The following is a 17536-nucleotide window of genomic DNA, read 5'->3' on the forward strand; positions in this document are numbered from 1 at the left end:
GGTTCATTCACAAAGCTCTAAGGTTCATTCACAAAGCTCTAAGGTTCATTCACAAAGCTCTAAGGTTCATTCACAAAGCTCTAAGGTTCATTCACAAAGCTCTAAGGTTCATTCACGAAGCTCTAAGGTTCATTCACAAAGCTCTAAGGTTCATTCACGAAGCTCTAAGGTTCATTCACGAAGCTCTAAGGTTCATTTACGAAGCTCCAAGGTTCATCGACGAAGCTAAAAGGCTCGTTAACGGAGTTCAAAGACTCATTCACGAGTATTAAGGTGAATTATAGTAATAAATTTACCATAGCCGTTAGTTTCGACACTTCGGCAAGCTCAGTGCATCGCTTCGCTCAACCAACTGAGTGGCCGAGAGTTGAGCGTTCGCGTAGCGTCTCGCAGAGAAGTCGAAACTCGTCAACATGGTATTTTTTTAATCAGAAATCACCTAAAGACTCATCCGCGAGTATCAAAGCCACTTTTGTAAATTCTCTCTCCCTTTGCCAATTGGCTATTAACTCTTAAACTGGGCAGTGGAGATGATTGATGCTGCTTAAAATCTGCAAACTCACAGATTGAGTTAAATGGACAAAAGCGGCAGTGAGAGCCAGGATTGGGAGGGAAAATTTTACTGAAATTACTAGCTTCTTGCTGATATTTTTGTAAATCGTGCTGGTGCTTGTGGGCAACATTAGCTAACTCAAATTTTAAAGATTCTAATTCACTATTATTAATACTAATTAACTCAGACTTTTTAGATATTTCCAAATTATAAAATGATGCAACAGCTTTTTGTCCAGGGTAAAGATAACGAGCCGCTAACAAATAAACTAATGCCTGTCGTCGGTCAAAAGCCGATTTACCAGTTTTGAAATCTAAAATATGTAAAGTGCGATCGCTCTCAATGAAAACGCAGTCCATAGCCGCATATAAGCGAAAGCAATAATCTTCTTGTTCTATTAAAATCGGTTTCGGAAAGCCTTCATCACCCGGAGTTAATTGGATAATCTCTTTATCCAAAAGCAACGGAGCATCGTGATATTTTTTCAAAATTTGCAGCACGCGTTGCTGGACTTGCTCACTTGAGTTACCTAATTTAAGTAGCTGTGCAACTCTTTCTACACCATCTGCTTGCTTCAACAGATACCTGTGATGATGAAACTCATAAATGCCTTTTTGGGCGAGTATCCCAATCCTCTGGGGTGCGGTGGCTTGGGTCAACAGTGCTTTGACTTGTGGTTCGTGTTGCCGCGCTTTGATAAACCCCCGTCTCATCTGGCAATGCCAGCGTTCTTGCCCGATCGCTGGGGCAATTAGAGACCAAAGGTGATAACTGGCAAAAGGTCGATCGGGGGTTGACATTGCTCAGAAACAGTGAGAGAAAATACGGTGGGAAGAAGTTTTAGCTAAGGTTTCCTTAAAAAAGAACTTCCGGGGATACTTGCTGCTACACACGCTTTGCGCGAAGCTCTTATAGTACTAATAATGTACGGGAGCAAGTGGCAAAAATGTCCAGCAAGATCAAATTTGGTACCGATGGATGGCGAGGGATTATTGCCGATGACTTTACTTTCCCTAATGTGCGGAAAGTAACAAGGGCGATCGCCACTTATTTAGAAACAGCCTACAGCAAAGATAGACCAGTACTTATTGCCTACGATACTCGCTTTTTAGCTGACCAGTTTGCCCAAACAGCAGCCCAAGTACTAGCAGACTTGGGTTGGACTGTGAAAATTACTGATCGGGATTGCCCCACACCAGTAATTGCCTACAACGCCCGCCACCTAAATTCCGCAGGGGCGTTAATGTTTACTGCTAGCCATAATCCAGCACCCTATTGTGGGATTAAATATATACCCGATTATGCTGGGCCTGCCACTCCAGAGATAACTGATACTATTGTGGCAAATATCGAAAGTGCATCGGATGAGTTGCCTGGGAGCAGCCCATCAGGTTCAATTTCAATTTTCGATCCGAAACCTGATTACATGCAATTTATCTACACTCTACTTGATGTAGAAAAAATCAAAAGCGCTAATTTAAAGGTAAAGTACGATGCGCTCTATTCTACCTCTCGCGGCTATTTAGATGAAGTTTTGCAACATAGTGGCGTTGAGTTAGAAAGTTTCCACGATTGGAGAGATGTGTTATTTGGGGGTGGAATGCCAGAACCCAAAGGAGAACAATTAGTTGAGTTAGTGGAAGCAGTAGTTCGCGATCGCGCCGATTTGGGTTTGGCGACGGATGGAGATGGCGATCGCTTTGGCATCGTTGATGAACAAGGAAACGTCCTCACACCCAATACTGTGCTGTTAGTTTTAGCACGTCATTTAATCAAAAACAAAGGTAAAACTGGGGCGATCGTCCGCACTGTAGCGACAACTCACCTGCTGGATAATTTCGCTGCTAAAAATGGGCTGCAAATTTATGAAACAGCAGTAGGTTTTAAATACATCGGCGAAAAAATGCGCGAAACTGCTGTATTAATTGGTGGTGAAGAATCAGGCGGTTTAAGTATTATCGGACATATTCCCGAAAAAGACGGGGTATTAGCCGATATGCTAGTGGCTGAAGCGATCGCCTATGAAGGCAAACCTTTAAGCCAACTTGTCAAAGAAGCGATCGCTGAAGCCGATGGACCCCTTTACAACAACCGCCTTGACTTGCACCTCACAGAGGCGCACAAAACCGCCGTCATCGACTCCTTTACCAAAAATCCACCTACAGAGGTAGCAGGAATTAAAGTCAAGGAAGTGGGGCGTAAAGACGGTATTAAGCTCTATTTAGAAGAGGGTAGCTGGGTTTTACTGCGTCCTTCCGGTACAGAACCCCTAGTGCGCGTCTACCTAGAAACCAACACACCCGAAAAACTAACCCAAATCGCCCAAGAGTTAGAGAGTGTCATTGCTAAGCTAGAGGGATAAAAATTAGGAGTTAAGAGACGCGATTAATCGCGTCTGTACAGTTAGGAGTTAAGAGTTGTAAATTAACAATTCTTAACTCCTGATTTCTAATTTGGATCAAAATATAACTTCTAACTTCTCATTTGGATCAAAATATGAAAACTTTCGCTCCTTTTTTGACATCTCTAGTTGTAGCGGTTTGGGTAATAGCGATCGCAATTATTTCAGTCCAAAATGCCACACCCGTATCGTTAAAATTCTTAACATTCCAATCGATTCAGATACCAATGGGTTTAGTGATGGCTTTTAGTGCGGGTATAGGGTTAATTGGTATGGCACTGCTGCAACCTTTCTGGGGACTTGCTGGTTCTAGACAGGGTAATTCTCGATTAGAAGACGATGCCGAATTTTTTGTTGATGATGACGATTTTTGAGGTTTGAATAGCTGTGCAGTATCAAAACATTATTACAATTTAACCAGGAAAACGAGGTGGTAAGCCTTGTATTCGAGGAATGCGAATTACTGTATACGATGTTTTATTTTATCTTGCCTCTGGTATGACCTACGAGGAACTGCTTGACGACTTTCCTTATTTGACACAAGAGGATATTTTGGCTTGCCTAAGTTATGCGGCTGATCGAGAACGGCTATGAGTGCAAATTATACAGCAGATTTTAATTTGTGGATTGAACAGACAGCCCAACTATTGCGATCGCATCACTGGCAAGAAGTTGATGTAGAATATCTGATTGAAGAGGTTGAAGGCTTAGGCAAAAGTGAACGCCGGGGTATTGCCAGTCAACTAATTCGCTTGCTGTTGCATCTGCTCAAGTGGCAATATCAATCCCAGCGTCGCTCAGATAGTTGGCTCGATTCTATCACCGATTCTCGCACCCAAATTGAGTTAGCCATAGAAGATAGTCCTAGTCTTAAGAGCTATCCTAAAGAGCAACTTGAAGAAAGTTATCAAAGGGCGCGTCGCCAAGCAGCCAAGCAAACGGGGATGTTAATTTCCGTGTTTCCAGAAAAGTGTCTATATTCTTTAGAGTTAGTGTTGGATGAAGACTGGCTACCGGAAGCAAGCGATATTTGATGAAGCGCATAATGTAGTCATTTAATATACATATCGTTAAATTAATGATTCTAGTCGTGTTGACCAAGTACAATTTCGTTGTGAGCAGCCTATGTAAATACCTTTGTAGCTTTTGCAAGCCTTTGCCTGTTGCTTACATACTTGACAGTTAATATTCATAAGTCTAATGAGATGCGTTGTATCTTTCTCATTCATTTTCCTACGAGAATGTTTGGGATCTTTAGAACAACTAATATAAGCTCCGTATTCAGTAAGGCTATACCAGCGAGGATATCCGCAATCAGGGCATTGACCATACGGATTTTGACCTTGACTGATTTGAGTCGTTATAGAGCCTGGATCTTGTTCAGGTACTAAACGTAAAAAGCCATACAATAATTTTGTAGTTTGTGGTAAATCTATCCGAATAACTGGTGCTAATGATGAATTCGGATTTAAGTATATCCACAAACACTTACGGTCAATACCAACTAAACCTATACTCGTATTCGCTTTATTATCCCAAATACGAGTATTTTGCAGTCCAGTAGCAATTACATTACTGCTTTGACCCGTGATAAAAAACCTGACGCCAAGAGAATTACACTGCTTTAATGTGGCAATAGGAAACTGATTATTGCTAGTTGAGCTTGGCCAAGCTATAGCAATCTCTTCCTTAGTTCCAAGTAAGTCCAACTGTATTTGTTTTAAAGCATCCTGGCTTTTAGAAAAGTAAGTTACTCCTGGTAAATTTATGAGTGGTTGTAAAGTCCATGTGAGTGATTGGATATTGGCTTGAGCATGTATACGGTCAACAAATGTCCAAAAAATATTAAAAGAGTCAAGGGTTTGCTGAATATATTGATAATTAAATAAACCAATAAATTTACCTTGCGCTCTACTAACAGCAACATTGGCAAGCCGCATAGCTGTACTTTTCGTTCCACCTGTAAGCAATTTTCCTGCCTTAGCTTGTGGTGAACCTTCAACAGCATCAAAAATAATCAGATTCCGTTCTGCCCCCTGAAAACGATGAACTGTGGCTACTTTTATAGGTTTGTCAGTAACGTGCAAATCTTGCAGTAAACGTTGTATTAAACGTGCTTGGGCATTGTAAGGAGTAATGATACCAATACTATAATCATTAGTTTGTGTATTTTGGTAAGCTAGATTGGCTGCTACTAAAGCGGAAATGAGATTAAAACGACTGTGAAACTGCTGTTCTTTAAAACAAAAAGCTGAAAGTTTACTCAAGTCATACAATATTAAGGCTGACCCAGGATGTGGCTGACTCTGGACAATCGGCATCGTCCTTTGCTCTACACCAGAGCCATCTTGGAGTTGACCGTTGTAAAAAAGCTGATTTGGTATTTTAGAAATAGCTGGATTCATTCGGTACTGCGTTTTTAACAGCACCATACGTGAATCAAGTTGACGGTTATTTACCTTTTGAGTAATACCAGCTTCGTCGAAGATATCTCGTTGTAGCCATTGCTGTGTTGCCTCTGTTTTTGCTTGTGAAATAGGCCCTAACTGGCGAAAGTCACCAAAAATGGCAATACGACGATCAGCAAGAGTACTAACGTAAGCACAGTGGGGAATATAAGCCATACTTGCCTCATCCACCACAATTGCATCAAAACGACGCTGGTAGATTTCTTTGGCGATCGCCGCCTTCGATAAAGTGCAGCCAACCACTGTAGCTTGTTTGCTCAGTTCAGCTTCTTTTTGCTTCAACTGTTCTTTTAATGGTTGTAAAGCTTGTTTGACAGTAGCAATGTTATTTTGAATAGTTTGACGTTGCAGTTGAGTTAGTTTTTTCTGACGATATTGCTTGGCTAAATCCTTATGATGTTTTTCTAACCGTTCAATTTGCTCTATTAATTTTGGGTTTTGCTGACTTACTACGCCTCTAACGTGTAAAAGAGGAAACTCTTTTAAACTATCAGGAGTTGCAACTCCATAGCGCAACACTAGCCCATTTTGATAAATAGGCGCTCCTTGTAAATACTCTGCAACACTTTTCATCGCTGTATCAACAGCAGTGTTACTATGGGCTACTACCAGAACTGACTCACCAGCTTGAACCAATGCAGCTACGGTGATTCCCAAAGTTTTGGTTTTCCCTGTTCCTGGTGGGCCCCAAATAAAACTGACTTGACGATTAAGTACCTTGTCAACGGCAGATTTCTGATATTCATTACAACCTATCGCTTGTTGTAGTCGCTGCTCAATTTTATTTAACAGTTTTTGGGTATTGCTTGTTGAAAGGTTGGTTTCACTTTTATCACCTAGTAATATTTCCGCTAGGTTTCTATTGGCTCCCTTTAGATTAGAGCTTTCTAACAAACGCTTTTTAAGTTCTTCTAATAAAAACCAGGGAGAAGTGTAGAGTATAGCTGTAGTAATTGAATCACCTAAATTTTTCTGTAATCCCAAAATAATATCAAAGCCTTCAGTAGAGACTAAAATTCCAGTATATTTTTTGCTTTTATATTCTAAATCTACTGGAGTATCATCAGGAAAACGCAGTTCAGTATCTATTGTGAAAGAATATATGTATTGACCTCGGCGTTTACTTAGTAAGAAACCGTCACTCAAAAATGTTTTTTGTCCACTACTTTTTCGTAATGCTTTAATTTCATCGTCAAGTGCTTTATGAAACTGTTTTTGGTATTCTGTATAACTCATTGATGCACCGTTAAAAATCCTATGATCAGATTGGTAAATTTTTGTATTATGAATAGGAGCTAAACCGTATTCGGTCATGCACGCTAGAAGCGATTTTATCCTTGCAATATGAATTAATTCAACAATTGATGTATTTTTAGCATCCACAATAATTGTGCGATCGCATTAGCTACTAAACTACTTGTGTGTAGACGCTTTCTAGCAACTTGCCGCAAGCATTGCAACTGTTAGGATAACGGGCTTTTACTGCTCCGAAGGCTCCAGTAGCCAAAGCAGCAGCGCCTAAAATAAGTGGAATCATGAAATAAGTAAGTCGGCGGGAAAAAATCAAACTATATGAAGAAAAATTAACTAGCCTAAAACCCTCTTACCTTCTGCCTCTTGGCTCCTGCCTCCTGCCTTATTCCAACTACAAATATTTACGCCGACCTACTTACCCCTCTTCTGTCACTTTCCGACTATTCTGAATAAAAGGATTAGAAGAAAAAACTCTGGAAGGTAGGCAGGGCAATGGATGTAGAATTACAAATCCTGAAACATTTGGCACGAGATGCCCACCCAACAGTTGGCATCATAGATGAATATTGTGCAGAGTATAAAGACCTATTTAAAGAAGTAAGAAATTATGAGTGCTTCAAATATTTACATTTGGGCATAATATCAACGATAAAAAGAAAATCGTTACCAGAGATAGCGAAGGTAGTGAGTATAAATTCGTCCCAATCATTACACCATTTCTTAGCAAATTCAGATTGGTCAGTAGATGAATTAAAACTCTTAAGATTAAATAAATTAAAAAAACAATTAGATGGTCGTGCAATTACATTAGTAATAGATGAAACAGGAGATAGGAAAAAAGGGAAGAAGACAGATTATGTAGCTAGACAATATTTAGGAAGCGTAGGAAAAGTAGATAATGGGATAGTTTCAGTCAACGCCTATGGAGTGTATGATAACATAACTTTTCCATTAATCTTCAAAGTATTCAAACCAAAAGGAACACTAAAGGAGTGAGATAAATATAAAACTAAAATAGAGTTAGCATCAGAGATAATTACAGAATTAATGGAATCAGGCTTCAAGATTGAATTAGTAATGTAGATAGTTTGTATGGTGAAAGTAGCCAATTTATTAAAAAAATAGATGAATATAAATTAGGTTATGTGGTATCAATCAGAAGTAATCATGGAGTCTGGTTGCCAGCAGAGCAAAGAGTTAGAGCGAATAAGTGGTGTAAATTTAAAAGAACATTTAGCAATCAAAAATCAGAGACTAGATACATTAGGGAAATAATTTATGGTAAAAAAAGAGCCATAACTTACTGGCAAATAACTACTGACCCAGAAACCATGCCAGAAAATTCTACCTCCTTCGTGATGACGAATATTCAAGGGAATTTGAAGAAGACTTTAGGCGACTTATATGGATTAAGAACCTGGGTAGAATATGGGTTTCGACAGTGTAAACAGGAACTAGGCTGGACAGATTACCGTTTCACTAATTTCCAACATATTGAGAGATGGTGAGCCAGCGCGGTCTTGGGGGTTTCCCCCATGAGCGACTGGCGAACCCGAAGGGTGGGAGATTATTTTTTGTGTTTACACGATGATTAGTTTCAATTCTCCAGTCTTCTTAGACTTAAATCAATCTCGTCAACTTGAGACTGAGGCACAAGAAAATAGTCATGTTGATTTTTTTTATCATCCGCAATGGAATCATGAATCCGGATGGAAGAATACTTTAAATAATCTGCGTCTCATTATCCAACCACTTTTACTATTTTGGTTAATTTATCCCTGGCTAAGTATTTTCCCTAATTCACATTTATTGCTGGGATTTAATCATTTAATTGATGCAATGAATCAATTTAAACCCTGTTATGCTTCTGAATAATTTCACTTATTTATTACTTGCTTAATTCGGAAAGTGACAGAAGAGGGTTATCGTGGTTTTCGATATGTTCGTGAAATGTTAAAAATGCTTCCGGAACAACCTGAGCCTATTTTATTAGCCCAGATTTTTGCCAAGCTTACCTCTCTCGGTCGTATTCACAATGTTTCTACAGTCGTTGAACCCTCGTAAATTGGCTAAGGTATTGCCGCTACAAAGTATTTGCTCAAACTCAACCATCAGGAGTTGTAAAAGATGTAACTCTGTGGGCTGCGGATTTAATTAAAGCCCAAGGTTGCGTTTTACAACTTTGAAAACAGCATGTTTAACCCTTCGGTCATCGTGGGATGAGTCAAGACTCCATCACGCAGAACGGTGTAAGGCATCTGAGCTTGCATCACCATCTGCACCGTCGAAATCACTTCTCCCGCTTCATGACACAACAGGGAACACCCTAAAATCCGACCTGTCTTGGTATCCACGATCGCCTTCATCAGTCCATCGGTTTGACCGAGAGTTTTTGCTCTAGGAATCGCTGAGACATCCAGTTTCGCCACGCGGATGGCATACCCTTGTTGCACTGCTTCGGTTTCGGTCAGACCCACATGAGCCAGTTCGGGATCAATAAACAGACAGGATGGAACCAAGCGATCGCACTTGCTGCGGTTGCCACCATCAATCAGATTCGCTTTGATAATGCGGTAATCGTCGAGCGAGACATGAGTATATTGCAGTCCTCCATTGATGTCACCTAACGCCCAAATCCCCGGTATGTTTGTTTCCAGGCGATCGTTGACTACAATAAACCCGTGGGCATCAGTTGCCACACCAGCGGCGGCTAAATTTAAGCTATCAGTGGTTGGCGCACGACCGATAGCGACGAGCAAATGTGAACCTTGGAGGCTAATGTTGCGATCGGCAACTTGGAGCTGAAGGATAGTCGCATTGTCAACGCGATCTACTCTCAATACATTTGTGTTCAGCAAGAATTCAATGCCTTCTCGTTCCAGCAGCGTTTGAACAGCGATCGCAATATCTGAATCTTGATTTGATAGAATTTGCTCACTATGCCCAATCACAGTAACACGAGAGCCAAAGCGCTGGAACATCTGGGCAAACTCCAATCCAATATAGCCACTCCCAAGTACGATCAGATGCTCCGGCAACTGTTCCAGTTCCATGATCGACTCGCTCGTCAAAAAACCAGTTTCTGTGAGTCCGGGTAGCGATGGAATTAACGGTCGTGTGCCTGTGTTGATAAAGAACCGTTCTGCGGTGAGTAAGCGAGTGGTGTCAAGAGCCGTTGTCACTTCAATCGTTTTGGGTGACATAAACCGTCCCACTCCAACGATCAGTTCGTGACCCAGAGCAGTTTCTAGATTGTGCAAATTCATTTCACGCATGGAGTGTACGACAGATCGTTTGCGCCCAATTACGGCTGCTAAATCAACGATGGGTGCATTGGCTTTAACACCGTAAGCAGCGCTGTTTCGCACAGTATTGGCTACCTCTGCACTGGCAACCATCGTTTTGGTAGGGATGCAGGCGATGTTGATGCACCCACCACCAATCATGGTTAAGCTGCGTTCCACCAGAGCGGTTTTACGTCCGTTTGCGACTAGCGCTGGTGCTAGGGTTTTACCTGCTTTGCCACTGCCGATAATAATGTCGTCGTAGTATTCAGGGTTCATTGCACATCTCCTTTAAGGTGCTGTCTTGGTACACGGCTTCAATTTAGGCTGAGATCGTCTGCTCTTCTGTGCAGAAACCGCAAAAGGTGCCTAACCTGCCAGAGGAATGTCCTTCGTTATTGCGCGACAAAGCCGCCATCAACGGAGATCGATTGTCCAGTGACAAAACTAGAAGCGTCTGAACAGAGCCATAGCACAGCATTTACCACTTCTTCCGGCGTGCCCATCCGACCCATTGGCCCTGCTATCAACTGCTTGATCGCTTCTGGATTTGCTTTGGAGAGGCGATCAAGCATCTCAGTTTGAATTGGGCCTGGACTGACAGCATTCACCCGAATTCCTTGTTTGACAAATTCTAATGCCACTGATTTTGTTAGCCCTTCTACAGCGTGTTTACTAGCCGTGTAAATCGGCACTATTGCTCCACCGACCAAGCCCAAAACTGAACTAGTATTGACGATCGCCCCACCGCCACTTTTCAACAAGGCTGGAATCTCATGTTTCAAGGACAACCATACCCCTTTAACATTGATATCCATGATGTGATCGTAAGTAGCTTCGGTTTGCTCTGCTAACGGTGTGGAATCTTGTTCCACTCCAGCATTGTTGAAAGCAATGTCGAGTCTTCCATAGCGTGTCATTATTTTCTCAATCAGTATCTGCACATCGGCTTCTTTAGAAACATCTGCCGGAACAGAAAAGCCTTCCCCACCCATCGCTTGAATCTGTCGAATTGTTTCTTCACCTTCAACTTGCCGACGACCTGCAACAACTACTTTTGCTCCAGCCTGAGCTAGAGCGAGAGCGGTTGCTTTACCAATCCCTGATGTTCCACCTGTAACGAGTGCAACTTTTCCAAATAACGTAGTCATTGTTAATTTCCTTGAGTGTATTTTGCAAATGATTCACTGAAATAGGGTGTCGTAACATGGGTATAATCTCCTGAATCATCGCTCCACCAAGCTTTTCAGAACAGTTTCCAGTTCGACTTCGCCTTTGATGGAGCCAGACTCACCACTCTCGAACTCGATCCAGCCCTCGTTGAAACCGTCGAGCATCCGAATGCGCGGCTCTGGAACGACTGTACCCTGAGCCTTGAACAGCGCCTCCCATGTTTCGCGGGGAACTACCTTTGCATGTACCGGACGACCCAGAATCTTGGAAAAGCCCTTTGCAATGTCATTCGGCGTTACCCGGTGCGGGCCCTCGATTTCGACGATTCGCCGTCCACTCCAAGTCTGTTGCAGCAACTCGGAGGCAACACGACCGATATCCGCCGTCGCAATCATCGGTACAGGTTTATCCAAGGGTTGTAGGAAGCTTTGGATAATGCCACTCTCTCTGGCGGGTGCTACGTCCCAAGCCGCGTTCTCCATAAACCAGGCTGGACGAAGAAAGGCGAGCGGCATCGGCAGATCCCCCAATACTTGCTCCAATATCTGAAGTTGAGTTAGTAGGTTCGACTGGGTTGCCTGTGCGCCAATGGTGGACAGGCAGACGACTTTGCCCGGATGCGCTGCTGCGTTGGCGTAGCCTACCGGAGGTAATCGCAGTACGCAGAGCAGCAACGATCGCCCGTGTTTCAAGAAAGCCCGGTGATGGCGCAAAGTTTGGCGGAATCACAACAAAGACACCCTCAGCATTTCTAAAAGCTGCTGTGAGCGCGTCAGCATCGTTCATGTCCGCCAGGGCAACTGCACAACCCTGCTCGACCCAGGCAGTTCCCTTCTTAGCATCACGGATCACAGCGCAAACAGACTGATTGTTGCTCAACAATTTGCGGGCGACGGCACCGCCGACCTGACCTGTAATTCCAGTAATAGCGTACATTTCGCTCTCCTTGTAAATAGCAGACAATTGATAAACCTCTTTCCAAGCTTCCGGCTTAAATAAAGATCCTTAAAACCATCTCTGGGAGTGCATTTTAGCGATTTCCCCACAAATATTACGCTCTAATAAGAGTATTCCAATCACTTCTATGTGCTAGTTCAAGATCGTCGAGAAATGAGATATTTTTCTCAACGGGATCGCGGCTAATATGCAGGTGATTAGGGGGAAAATCAGGATCAGTGTAGCCAACGGCTAAACCGCACAAGATCGATAGTTCCGGTGGGATATTTAACTCACTGCGAATGATTTCAGGATAAGCGGCTAGCGAAACCTGAGCACAGGTGCCCAGTCCACGAGCAGTCAGACTCAGCATCAGCGTTTGTAAATAGATCCCTACACTTAAAGCATCCGCATCGCCTAGTTCTCGGTGCATACAGACGATACCGACCATTGGGGCATCAAAAAATTCATAATTACGCAGAACAGCTCGTTCTCGACTCGCTTTATCTTCACGAGCAATCCCCATTGCTCCATAGACTTGTTCGCCCAGTTCCTGGCGGTAATGCTGGAATGCCTCTGGGAGTTGAGCGATTTTGGGTAGCTGAGACTCGTCAAAATTCTGCGCTTGCTTTAGCAAAGCCTTTTTCAGTTGATCGCGGCGAGTACCTTCAGCAAATACTACTCGCCACGGCTGGGTATTGGAATTCGACGGCGCGAGCTGTGCTAGAGCAAGAGCTTCATTGAGTAAAATTCGCGGCACGGGTTTAGATAAGAATTGTCGGGTTGAGTGCCGATCTTTGATAGTTTGGTCGAGATCGAACATGTTTAATAAACCTCTATGAGAAAGAGTACTGAAGATTCAATTTTTCCTACAAGTTTGCCGCATCAAGAGCCGATTGTTTTTATACACCTCTAAAGTTCCAGACTGCGGGTTATCCAACGTGCCATCCCACACCCAATATTCATAGTTTCTATTCCGAAACTTATACACTCGAACACCTTCTGTCGCTTGCTTAGTTCCTTTGCCCAAACTTAAATGACCGTTTGGATTGGTCGCCCGATAGAGCAGTTCACCAGAATTATAATTCTGCCAAATATTGATGTTGTAACCACCTTGACATTTAGTACTCAGGATGATGCCAGCAGTTGAATCAGCAGAAGCAGGTAAGGAAAAATTAACTAAGGCACTGATTGGCAGAGAAAGGAGTAACGCGGATCTTTTCAGTAGTGTTTTCATTAGTGTTGTAAAATCAATTTTTTGGTAACAATTGCCTGTACTGCAAACGCTTATCAAATTCCCACCTGCGCTGGTAATTTCATTAACCACGCGATTAGATGCCCCCGTCACATCTGCAATTTTTCGGTCTAGTTTTTTCATGATGATGAGTCCTGTGGGGAGCAACGCGAAAAACTGAGATCGTCGTGAAATGAGCTGGCGTTGCGGGGGTAGCTGGGGTAGAAAAGAAAAACTTAGTATTTTTTACTACTAAAAACATAATAAATATACTTAATTTATTTCTCTTCCCCAGCTTCCTCAGCCCCCCCAGCTTTGCCACCTCACAAAATCGCGTTGCTCCCGTCCTGTGATTGTTCAACATGAGTTGTCATAAAGCGACGGATATGATCTGCGATCGCATCTCCTTCCTCTTCTAGGGCAAAATGTCCGGTATCGAGTAAATGAAACTCAACGTCTTTCAGATCGCGCTTGTAGGGATAAGCGCCTTCGGCTGGGAAGATGTCATCATTCTTACCCCAAACAATCAGGGTAGGTGGCTGATATTTGCGAAAATACTCCTGCCATTGCGGATATAGTGGTGGATTCGTGCCATAGCTATACAGCAGCGCCAGCTGAATCTCATCGTTGCCGGGGCGATCGAGGAAGAGTTGATCCATATTCCAGGTATCAGGGCTGATCGCTTCCAGATTGCGAACGCCGTTGGTATATTGCCACTTCGTTGTTTCCAGTGTGAAAAAGGATCTGAGCTTGTCAGCATTCTCAGGAGAACGGTCTTGCCAGTAGGCTTTAGCTGGGTTCCAAAATTCGCCGCGTATACCTTCCTCATAGGCATTCCCGTTTTGGACAATCAGCGCTTCCACTTGCTCTGGATATTTAGCTGCAATCCGATAGCCAATGGGAGCGCCATAATCCATTACGTAGAGGCTATATTGCTTCAGATTGATCGCCGTAATAAATTTCTCCACGATTTGGGCCAAGCGATCAAACGTGTAGTCAAACTCATCCACAGTTGGCATAGAACTGTTGCCGTAGCTCGGATAATCCGGGGCAACTAGATGGAAGCGATCGGCAAGCGCAGGCATCAGATTGCGAAACATGTGAGATGAGGTTGGAAAGCCGTGTAACAGCAGAATCGTTGGATTACTGCGGGAACCAGCTTCTCGGTAGAAGATATCTAAACCATCGATTGAGATTGTGTGAAATGTGGTCATGACTTTATCTCATATTGCAATGTCGATTATGATTTTGCCGACCGATGTGCCTTGCTCTACCGCATTGTGAGCATCTAGTGCAGTATCCAAAGTAAAATGGCGAGGATCAACAATTGGGCGTAGTTGACCTGCATCCGCCAACTGCGTAGCCTGATGCAGAATCTCACCATGATGAGCACGCCCTTCACTATTCAGTAGAGGCAGAAGCACGAATATGCCTGAATACGTAGCAGCCTTCCGCGAGAGTGGCATCAAGGAGTGCTGACCCCAGCCGTTGCTACTAACGACATATCCGTAAGTGCGTACTGCCTGAAATGCATCGTCTAAAGTGGAACTACCAACGGTATCGTAGACCAGATCAAAGCCGTGACCGTCTGTATACATTTGCACAATCTGTTCAATTGATACACTGTGGTAGTCTATCGGCACAGCACCCAGTTGTTGCAGCATATCGTGCTTAACAGCCGAGGCAGTGGCAAACACTTTGGCACCACGCGCTTTGGCAATCTGCACAGCGATATGACCAACACCGCCAGAGCCGCCAAGTACGAGGACTTTCTGACCATCGCGTACATTAGCGCGATCGATAAGTCCTTCCCATGCAGTCAAGACCACCAAGGGTAAAGCTGCTGCTTCACGCATACTGAGGTTGGTTGGTTTTTTTGCCAGTAGATCGCGATCAACTGCGGCAAATTCAGCGAGTGAACCTTGCAGTCCACCGACTCCACCCGTCAGTCCGTAGACCTCATCACCGACTTTAAACGCGCTGACGTTTTGTCCAACTGCTTCAACGACCCCAGCCAGATCGGTTCCCAGCACGGCAGGGAGTACAGGTTTGGCATGGGGCGCTTTACCTGTGCGGATTTTGCTGTCGAGCGGGTTGACACCGCTTGCCTTGATTCGAACCAGAACCGGGTTGGCAGTGGGTTCTGGTCGGGGAATTTCGGCGGTACGAAATGTTGCAGTTTGAAAATCATCTACAATCAGCGCGTGCATAGTTGGTGATGGCTTCACCTATCAACTCCTTACTTGTATATATTGTTGCTAAAACTTTCTCAATTGCAGCCCTCCCATAGTGATATAAAATTTACCAGCATTCAAACTATGTGTTATGCCTGAATCCTTACCGATTTTGTTCATTGTTCTAAGAGGATTGCTATGTTCTCCTAGCATCATGCCGAGGGTAAGGTTCCAGGCGGGCCCAAAATTTCGTCGCCGATCTCAAGGCAAATACGTTCAAACAGCTCCATATCTGGTGTTTCTTTCTCATCCAGCGTACCAATTGCTGCGATCAACCGAGCAAAGCCACTTGGCGCAGCAACGACCAACACGCGAGCTGGCTGATCGTTAAGCACGGCGACGGTGTGGGGTGTGGCAGTAGGAATCAGGAAGCTTTCACCAGCGCTCAACACAGCTTTGTTCTCACCTGCCCAAACCGTAAACTCCCCGGACAGTACATAGATTTGTTCAGAATAGCGTGTGTGGCGATGGAGGGGTATTTGTGTACTAGGAAAGAAGTAGCCTTCGATCAGATCGTACTGACCTGCGGTAGTTGTGTGATCTGCAATGATGCTGAGGCGAGAGCCAAAAAACCAGAGAGATTGTGTCATCAGCTTACTCATGTTGATTAATTGTTTGCCTAATCAGGAGCCGTCAAAAAATAATTTTTACTAGTTGATATCTATGAAGTTTACTGAGGAGTATCTCTAACCCAATGAATGTCTTAGCTTGAGTTTCTTTTACTGCACATTTAATAGTTACAAATTTCTCGCAATCTAACCTCTACCTTTTGAACGTTTTAGTAGAAGTTATACAATTCACACACTATTTAAACCTTTTTTAAAAGATCATTGCTTTTACAAACAATTTCTGGCGTTGCATAAAAGCGGGATGAATCAGCTAAATACAAGTATTTCTTTATATTTCAAGTAATAAAGTAAAAATCGAATTGAATGTTTAAGCCAAAAGTGTTGAATGTTAAAAAAAATCCGATAAAAACAGCCCAAAATATGTTAAATTTTGGGCAGAAGATTAAAGTATATCTATTTGATAGTGATTATAAATTCATTTCCCAAGATTGTCAAAAGTATCTTGAGAGGACTGCCAAAAAACGATTATCCAGTATTGAACAGTCGTCTGTTCTTTGAGTGCTGGCTATCTTATGCTATGGATAACAGCTTAACAAGTATCCGAGATTTGTTTAACAGGTTAAACAACACAGGGTTTGAGGTAGATATTTCTACTTTCTCTAAAGCAAATTTACATCGAAGCCAAAAACCCTTTCAAGAAATTTACCAAAATTTAAATGAATTAGTACAGAAGAAAGTTAAAAAAAAGTAACACGATAAATATGCGATCTGTCCAATAGATTCAACAATTATTACTCTCACCAGTAAATTGTTATGGGTACTAGGACACCATCAAGTAAAACTTTTCAGTTCTCTAAATCTAGCTACTGTAAGTCCATCAGATAACTTCATAAATTTTGGACACGATCATGATTATAAATTTGGTTCTAAAATGATGTCTATTCTCCCAATAAATGCTGTTGGGTTAATGGATAGAGGTTTTCCCGGATTAAAATTTATTCAAGAATTAGTACAAGAAAACAAATATTTTGTCTTGCGGATAAAAAATAATTGGAAACTAGAATTTGAGGAATCAACTGGGTTGGTTAAAGTTGGTACATCTGATAATACTCTTTTCTTTTAGAGTGATTAATTTTTGTGATTTAGAAACGAAAACCGAGTTTCGATTAGTAACTAATTTCCCAGCGTCAGGAGAGGCTGCCGGGGAGCAACGCGATTTTGTGAAGTCGGATCAAAATCAAGCGATGCCTTCGGCGGGCTGCGCCTACGTTAAAAATCATACTTAAGTTAATAATGATTTTATTTACAAATAAAATATTGATTTACACGAAAAACAATCTTGATGAGATATCTCAAAAAGATTGCTAGCAAGTCATTTGGCGATTATTTCCAAAAATCTCTCCAACAAGTCTTTGATACTTGGTATCAAT

Annotated in this window: 16 protein-coding genes and 4 pseudogenes; 8 read left to right on the top strand and 12 right to left on the bottom strand. The window is 42.6% G+C overall.

Annotation, left to right across the window (positions count from 1 at the left end):
- On the top strand, window positions 1–272 hold a 272-nt coding region (locus V7K15_RS13715; protein WP_334906048.1), incomplete at its 5' end, for a hypothetical protein.
- Between the two features lie 175 nt (window positions 273–447).
- On the opposite strand, the gene V7K15_RS13720 is transcribed toward V7K15_RS13715, so the two are convergent.
- Complete coding sequence (locus V7K15_RS13720; protein ID WP_334906049.1) at window positions 448–1353, bottom strand: PD-(D/E)XK nuclease family protein; 906 nt, start codon at window positions 1351–1353, stop codon at window positions 448–450.
- 146 nt (window positions 1354–1499) lie between these two features.
- Here V7K15_RS13720 and V7K15_RS13725 point away from each other — a divergent pair, with 146 nt between their 5' ends.
- From V7K15_RS13725 to V7K15_RS13740, 4 genes and pseudogenes are all read left to right on the top strand, one after another.
- The gene (locus V7K15_RS13725; RefSeq protein WP_334906050.1) at window positions 1500–2915 is read left to right on the top strand and encodes a phosphoglucomutase/phosphomannomutase family protein; all 1416 of its coding nucleotides are present in this window, start codon (window positions 1500–1502) and stop codon (window positions 2913–2915) included.
- A 134-nt stretch (window positions 2916–3049) separates the two neighbouring features.
- Window positions 3050–3328, top strand: a complete 279-nt coding sequence (locus tag V7K15_RS13730; protein WP_334906051.1) for a LapA family protein — start codon at window positions 3050–3052, stop codon at window positions 3326–3328.
- 13 nt (window positions 3329–3341) lie between these two features.
- Window positions 3342–3548 (top strand): annotated as a pseudogene (locus V7K15_RS13735) (DUF433 domain-containing protein).
- Window positions 3545–3988 (top strand): DUF29 domain-containing protein, encoded by a 444-nt coding sequence (locus V7K15_RS13740; protein ID WP_334906052.1) that lies wholly within the window; start codon window positions 3545–3547, stop codon window positions 3986–3988. The pseudogene V7K15_RS13735 and the gene V7K15_RS13740 overlap by 4 nt, the downstream one beginning before the upstream one ends.
- A gap of 36 nt (window positions 3989–4024) precedes the next feature.
- Here the strand turns inward: V7K15_RS13740 and V7K15_RS13745 are convergent, their stop codons facing one another.
- Window positions 4025–6658: a DEAD/DEAH box helicase gene (locus V7K15_RS13745; protein WP_334906053.1), complete on the bottom strand. Its 2634-nt coding sequence runs from the start codon at window positions 6656–6658 to the stop codon at window positions 4025–4027.
- Window positions 6659–6830: 172 nt separating this feature from the next.
- The gene (locus V7K15_RS13750; protein WP_334906054.1) at window positions 6831–6959 is read right to left on the bottom strand and encodes a hypothetical protein; all 129 of its coding nucleotides are present in this window, start codon (window positions 6957–6959) and stop codon (window positions 6831–6833) included.
- Window positions 6960–7168: 209 nt separating this feature from the next.
- Between V7K15_RS13750 and V7K15_RS13755 the strand changes: the two are divergent.
- Window positions 7169–8551, top strand: a pseudogene (locus V7K15_RS13755) (IS701 family transposase).
- 51 nt (window positions 8552–8602) lie between these two features.
- A pseudogene (locus tag V7K15_RS13760) lies at window positions 8603–8740 on the top strand (IS4 family transposase); the annotation flags it as partial.
- 110 nt (window positions 8741–8850) lie between these two features.
- Here V7K15_RS13760 and V7K15_RS13765 read toward each other — a convergent pair.
- From V7K15_RS13765 to V7K15_RS13805, 9 genes are all read right to left on the bottom strand, one after another.
- On the bottom strand, window positions 8851–10239 hold the full coding sequence (locus V7K15_RS13765) for a mercuric reductase (protein ID WP_334906055.1): 1389 nt from the start codon (window positions 10237–10239) through the stop codon (window positions 8851–8853).
- A gap of 116 nt (window positions 10240–10355) precedes the next feature.
- Window positions 10356–11111, bottom strand: coding sequence for an SDR family oxidoreductase (locus tag V7K15_RS13770; protein ID WP_334906056.1), 756 nt, complete (start codon window positions 11109–11111; stop codon window positions 10356–10358).
- A gap of 75 nt (window positions 11112–11186) precedes the next feature.
- Window positions 11187–11648 (bottom strand): NmrA family NAD(P)-binding protein, encoded by a 462-nt coding sequence (locus V7K15_RS13775; RefSeq protein ID WP_334906057.1) that lies wholly within the window; start codon window positions 11646–11648, stop codon window positions 11187–11189.
- Window positions 11539–12069, bottom strand: coding sequence for an NAD(P)H-binding protein (locus V7K15_RS13780; RefSeq protein WP_334906058.1), 531 nt, complete (start codon window positions 12067–12069; stop codon window positions 11539–11541). The genes V7K15_RS13775 and V7K15_RS13780 overlap by 110 nt, the downstream gene beginning before the upstream one ends.
- 115 nt (window positions 12070–12184) lie before the next feature.
- Window positions 12185–12892: a nitroreductase gene (locus V7K15_RS13785; RefSeq protein WP_334906059.1), complete on the bottom strand. Its 708-nt coding sequence runs from the start codon at window positions 12890–12892 to the stop codon at window positions 12185–12187.
- A 36-nt stretch (window positions 12893–12928) separates the two neighbouring features.
- Window positions 12929–13447, bottom strand: coding sequence for a hypothetical protein (locus V7K15_RS13790; RefSeq protein WP_334906060.1), 519 nt, complete (start codon window positions 13445–13447; stop codon window positions 12929–12931).
- A 179-nt stretch (window positions 13448–13626) separates the two neighbouring features.
- Window positions 13627–14517 (bottom strand): alpha/beta fold hydrolase, encoded by an 891-nt coding sequence (locus V7K15_RS13795; RefSeq protein ID WP_334906061.1) that lies wholly within the window; start codon window positions 14515–14517, stop codon window positions 13627–13629.
- Between the two features lie 9 nt (window positions 14518–14526).
- A complete protein-coding gene (locus tag V7K15_RS13800; protein ID WP_334906062.1) occupies window positions 14527–15531 on the bottom strand; it encodes a zinc-dependent alcohol dehydrogenase family protein in 1005 nt (334 codons plus the stop codon).
- A 158-nt stretch (window positions 15532–15689) separates the two neighbouring features.
- Window positions 15690–16127 (bottom strand): cupin domain-containing protein, encoded by a 438-nt coding sequence (locus tag V7K15_RS13805; RefSeq protein ID WP_334906063.1) that lies wholly within the window; start codon window positions 16125–16127, stop codon window positions 15690–15692.
- A gap of 442 nt (window positions 16128–16569) precedes the next feature.
- Here V7K15_RS13805 and V7K15_RS13810 point away from each other — a divergent pair.
- A pseudogene (locus V7K15_RS13810) lies at window positions 16570–17323 on the top strand (IS4 family transposase); the annotation flags it as partial.
- Window positions 17324–17536: the final 213 nt, after the last annotated feature.

Origin of the sequence: Nostoc sp., from assembly GCF_036919815.1 — a bacterium.
GTDB lineage: Bacteria > Cyanobacteriota > Cyanobacteriia > Cyanobacteriales > Nostocaceae > Nostoc.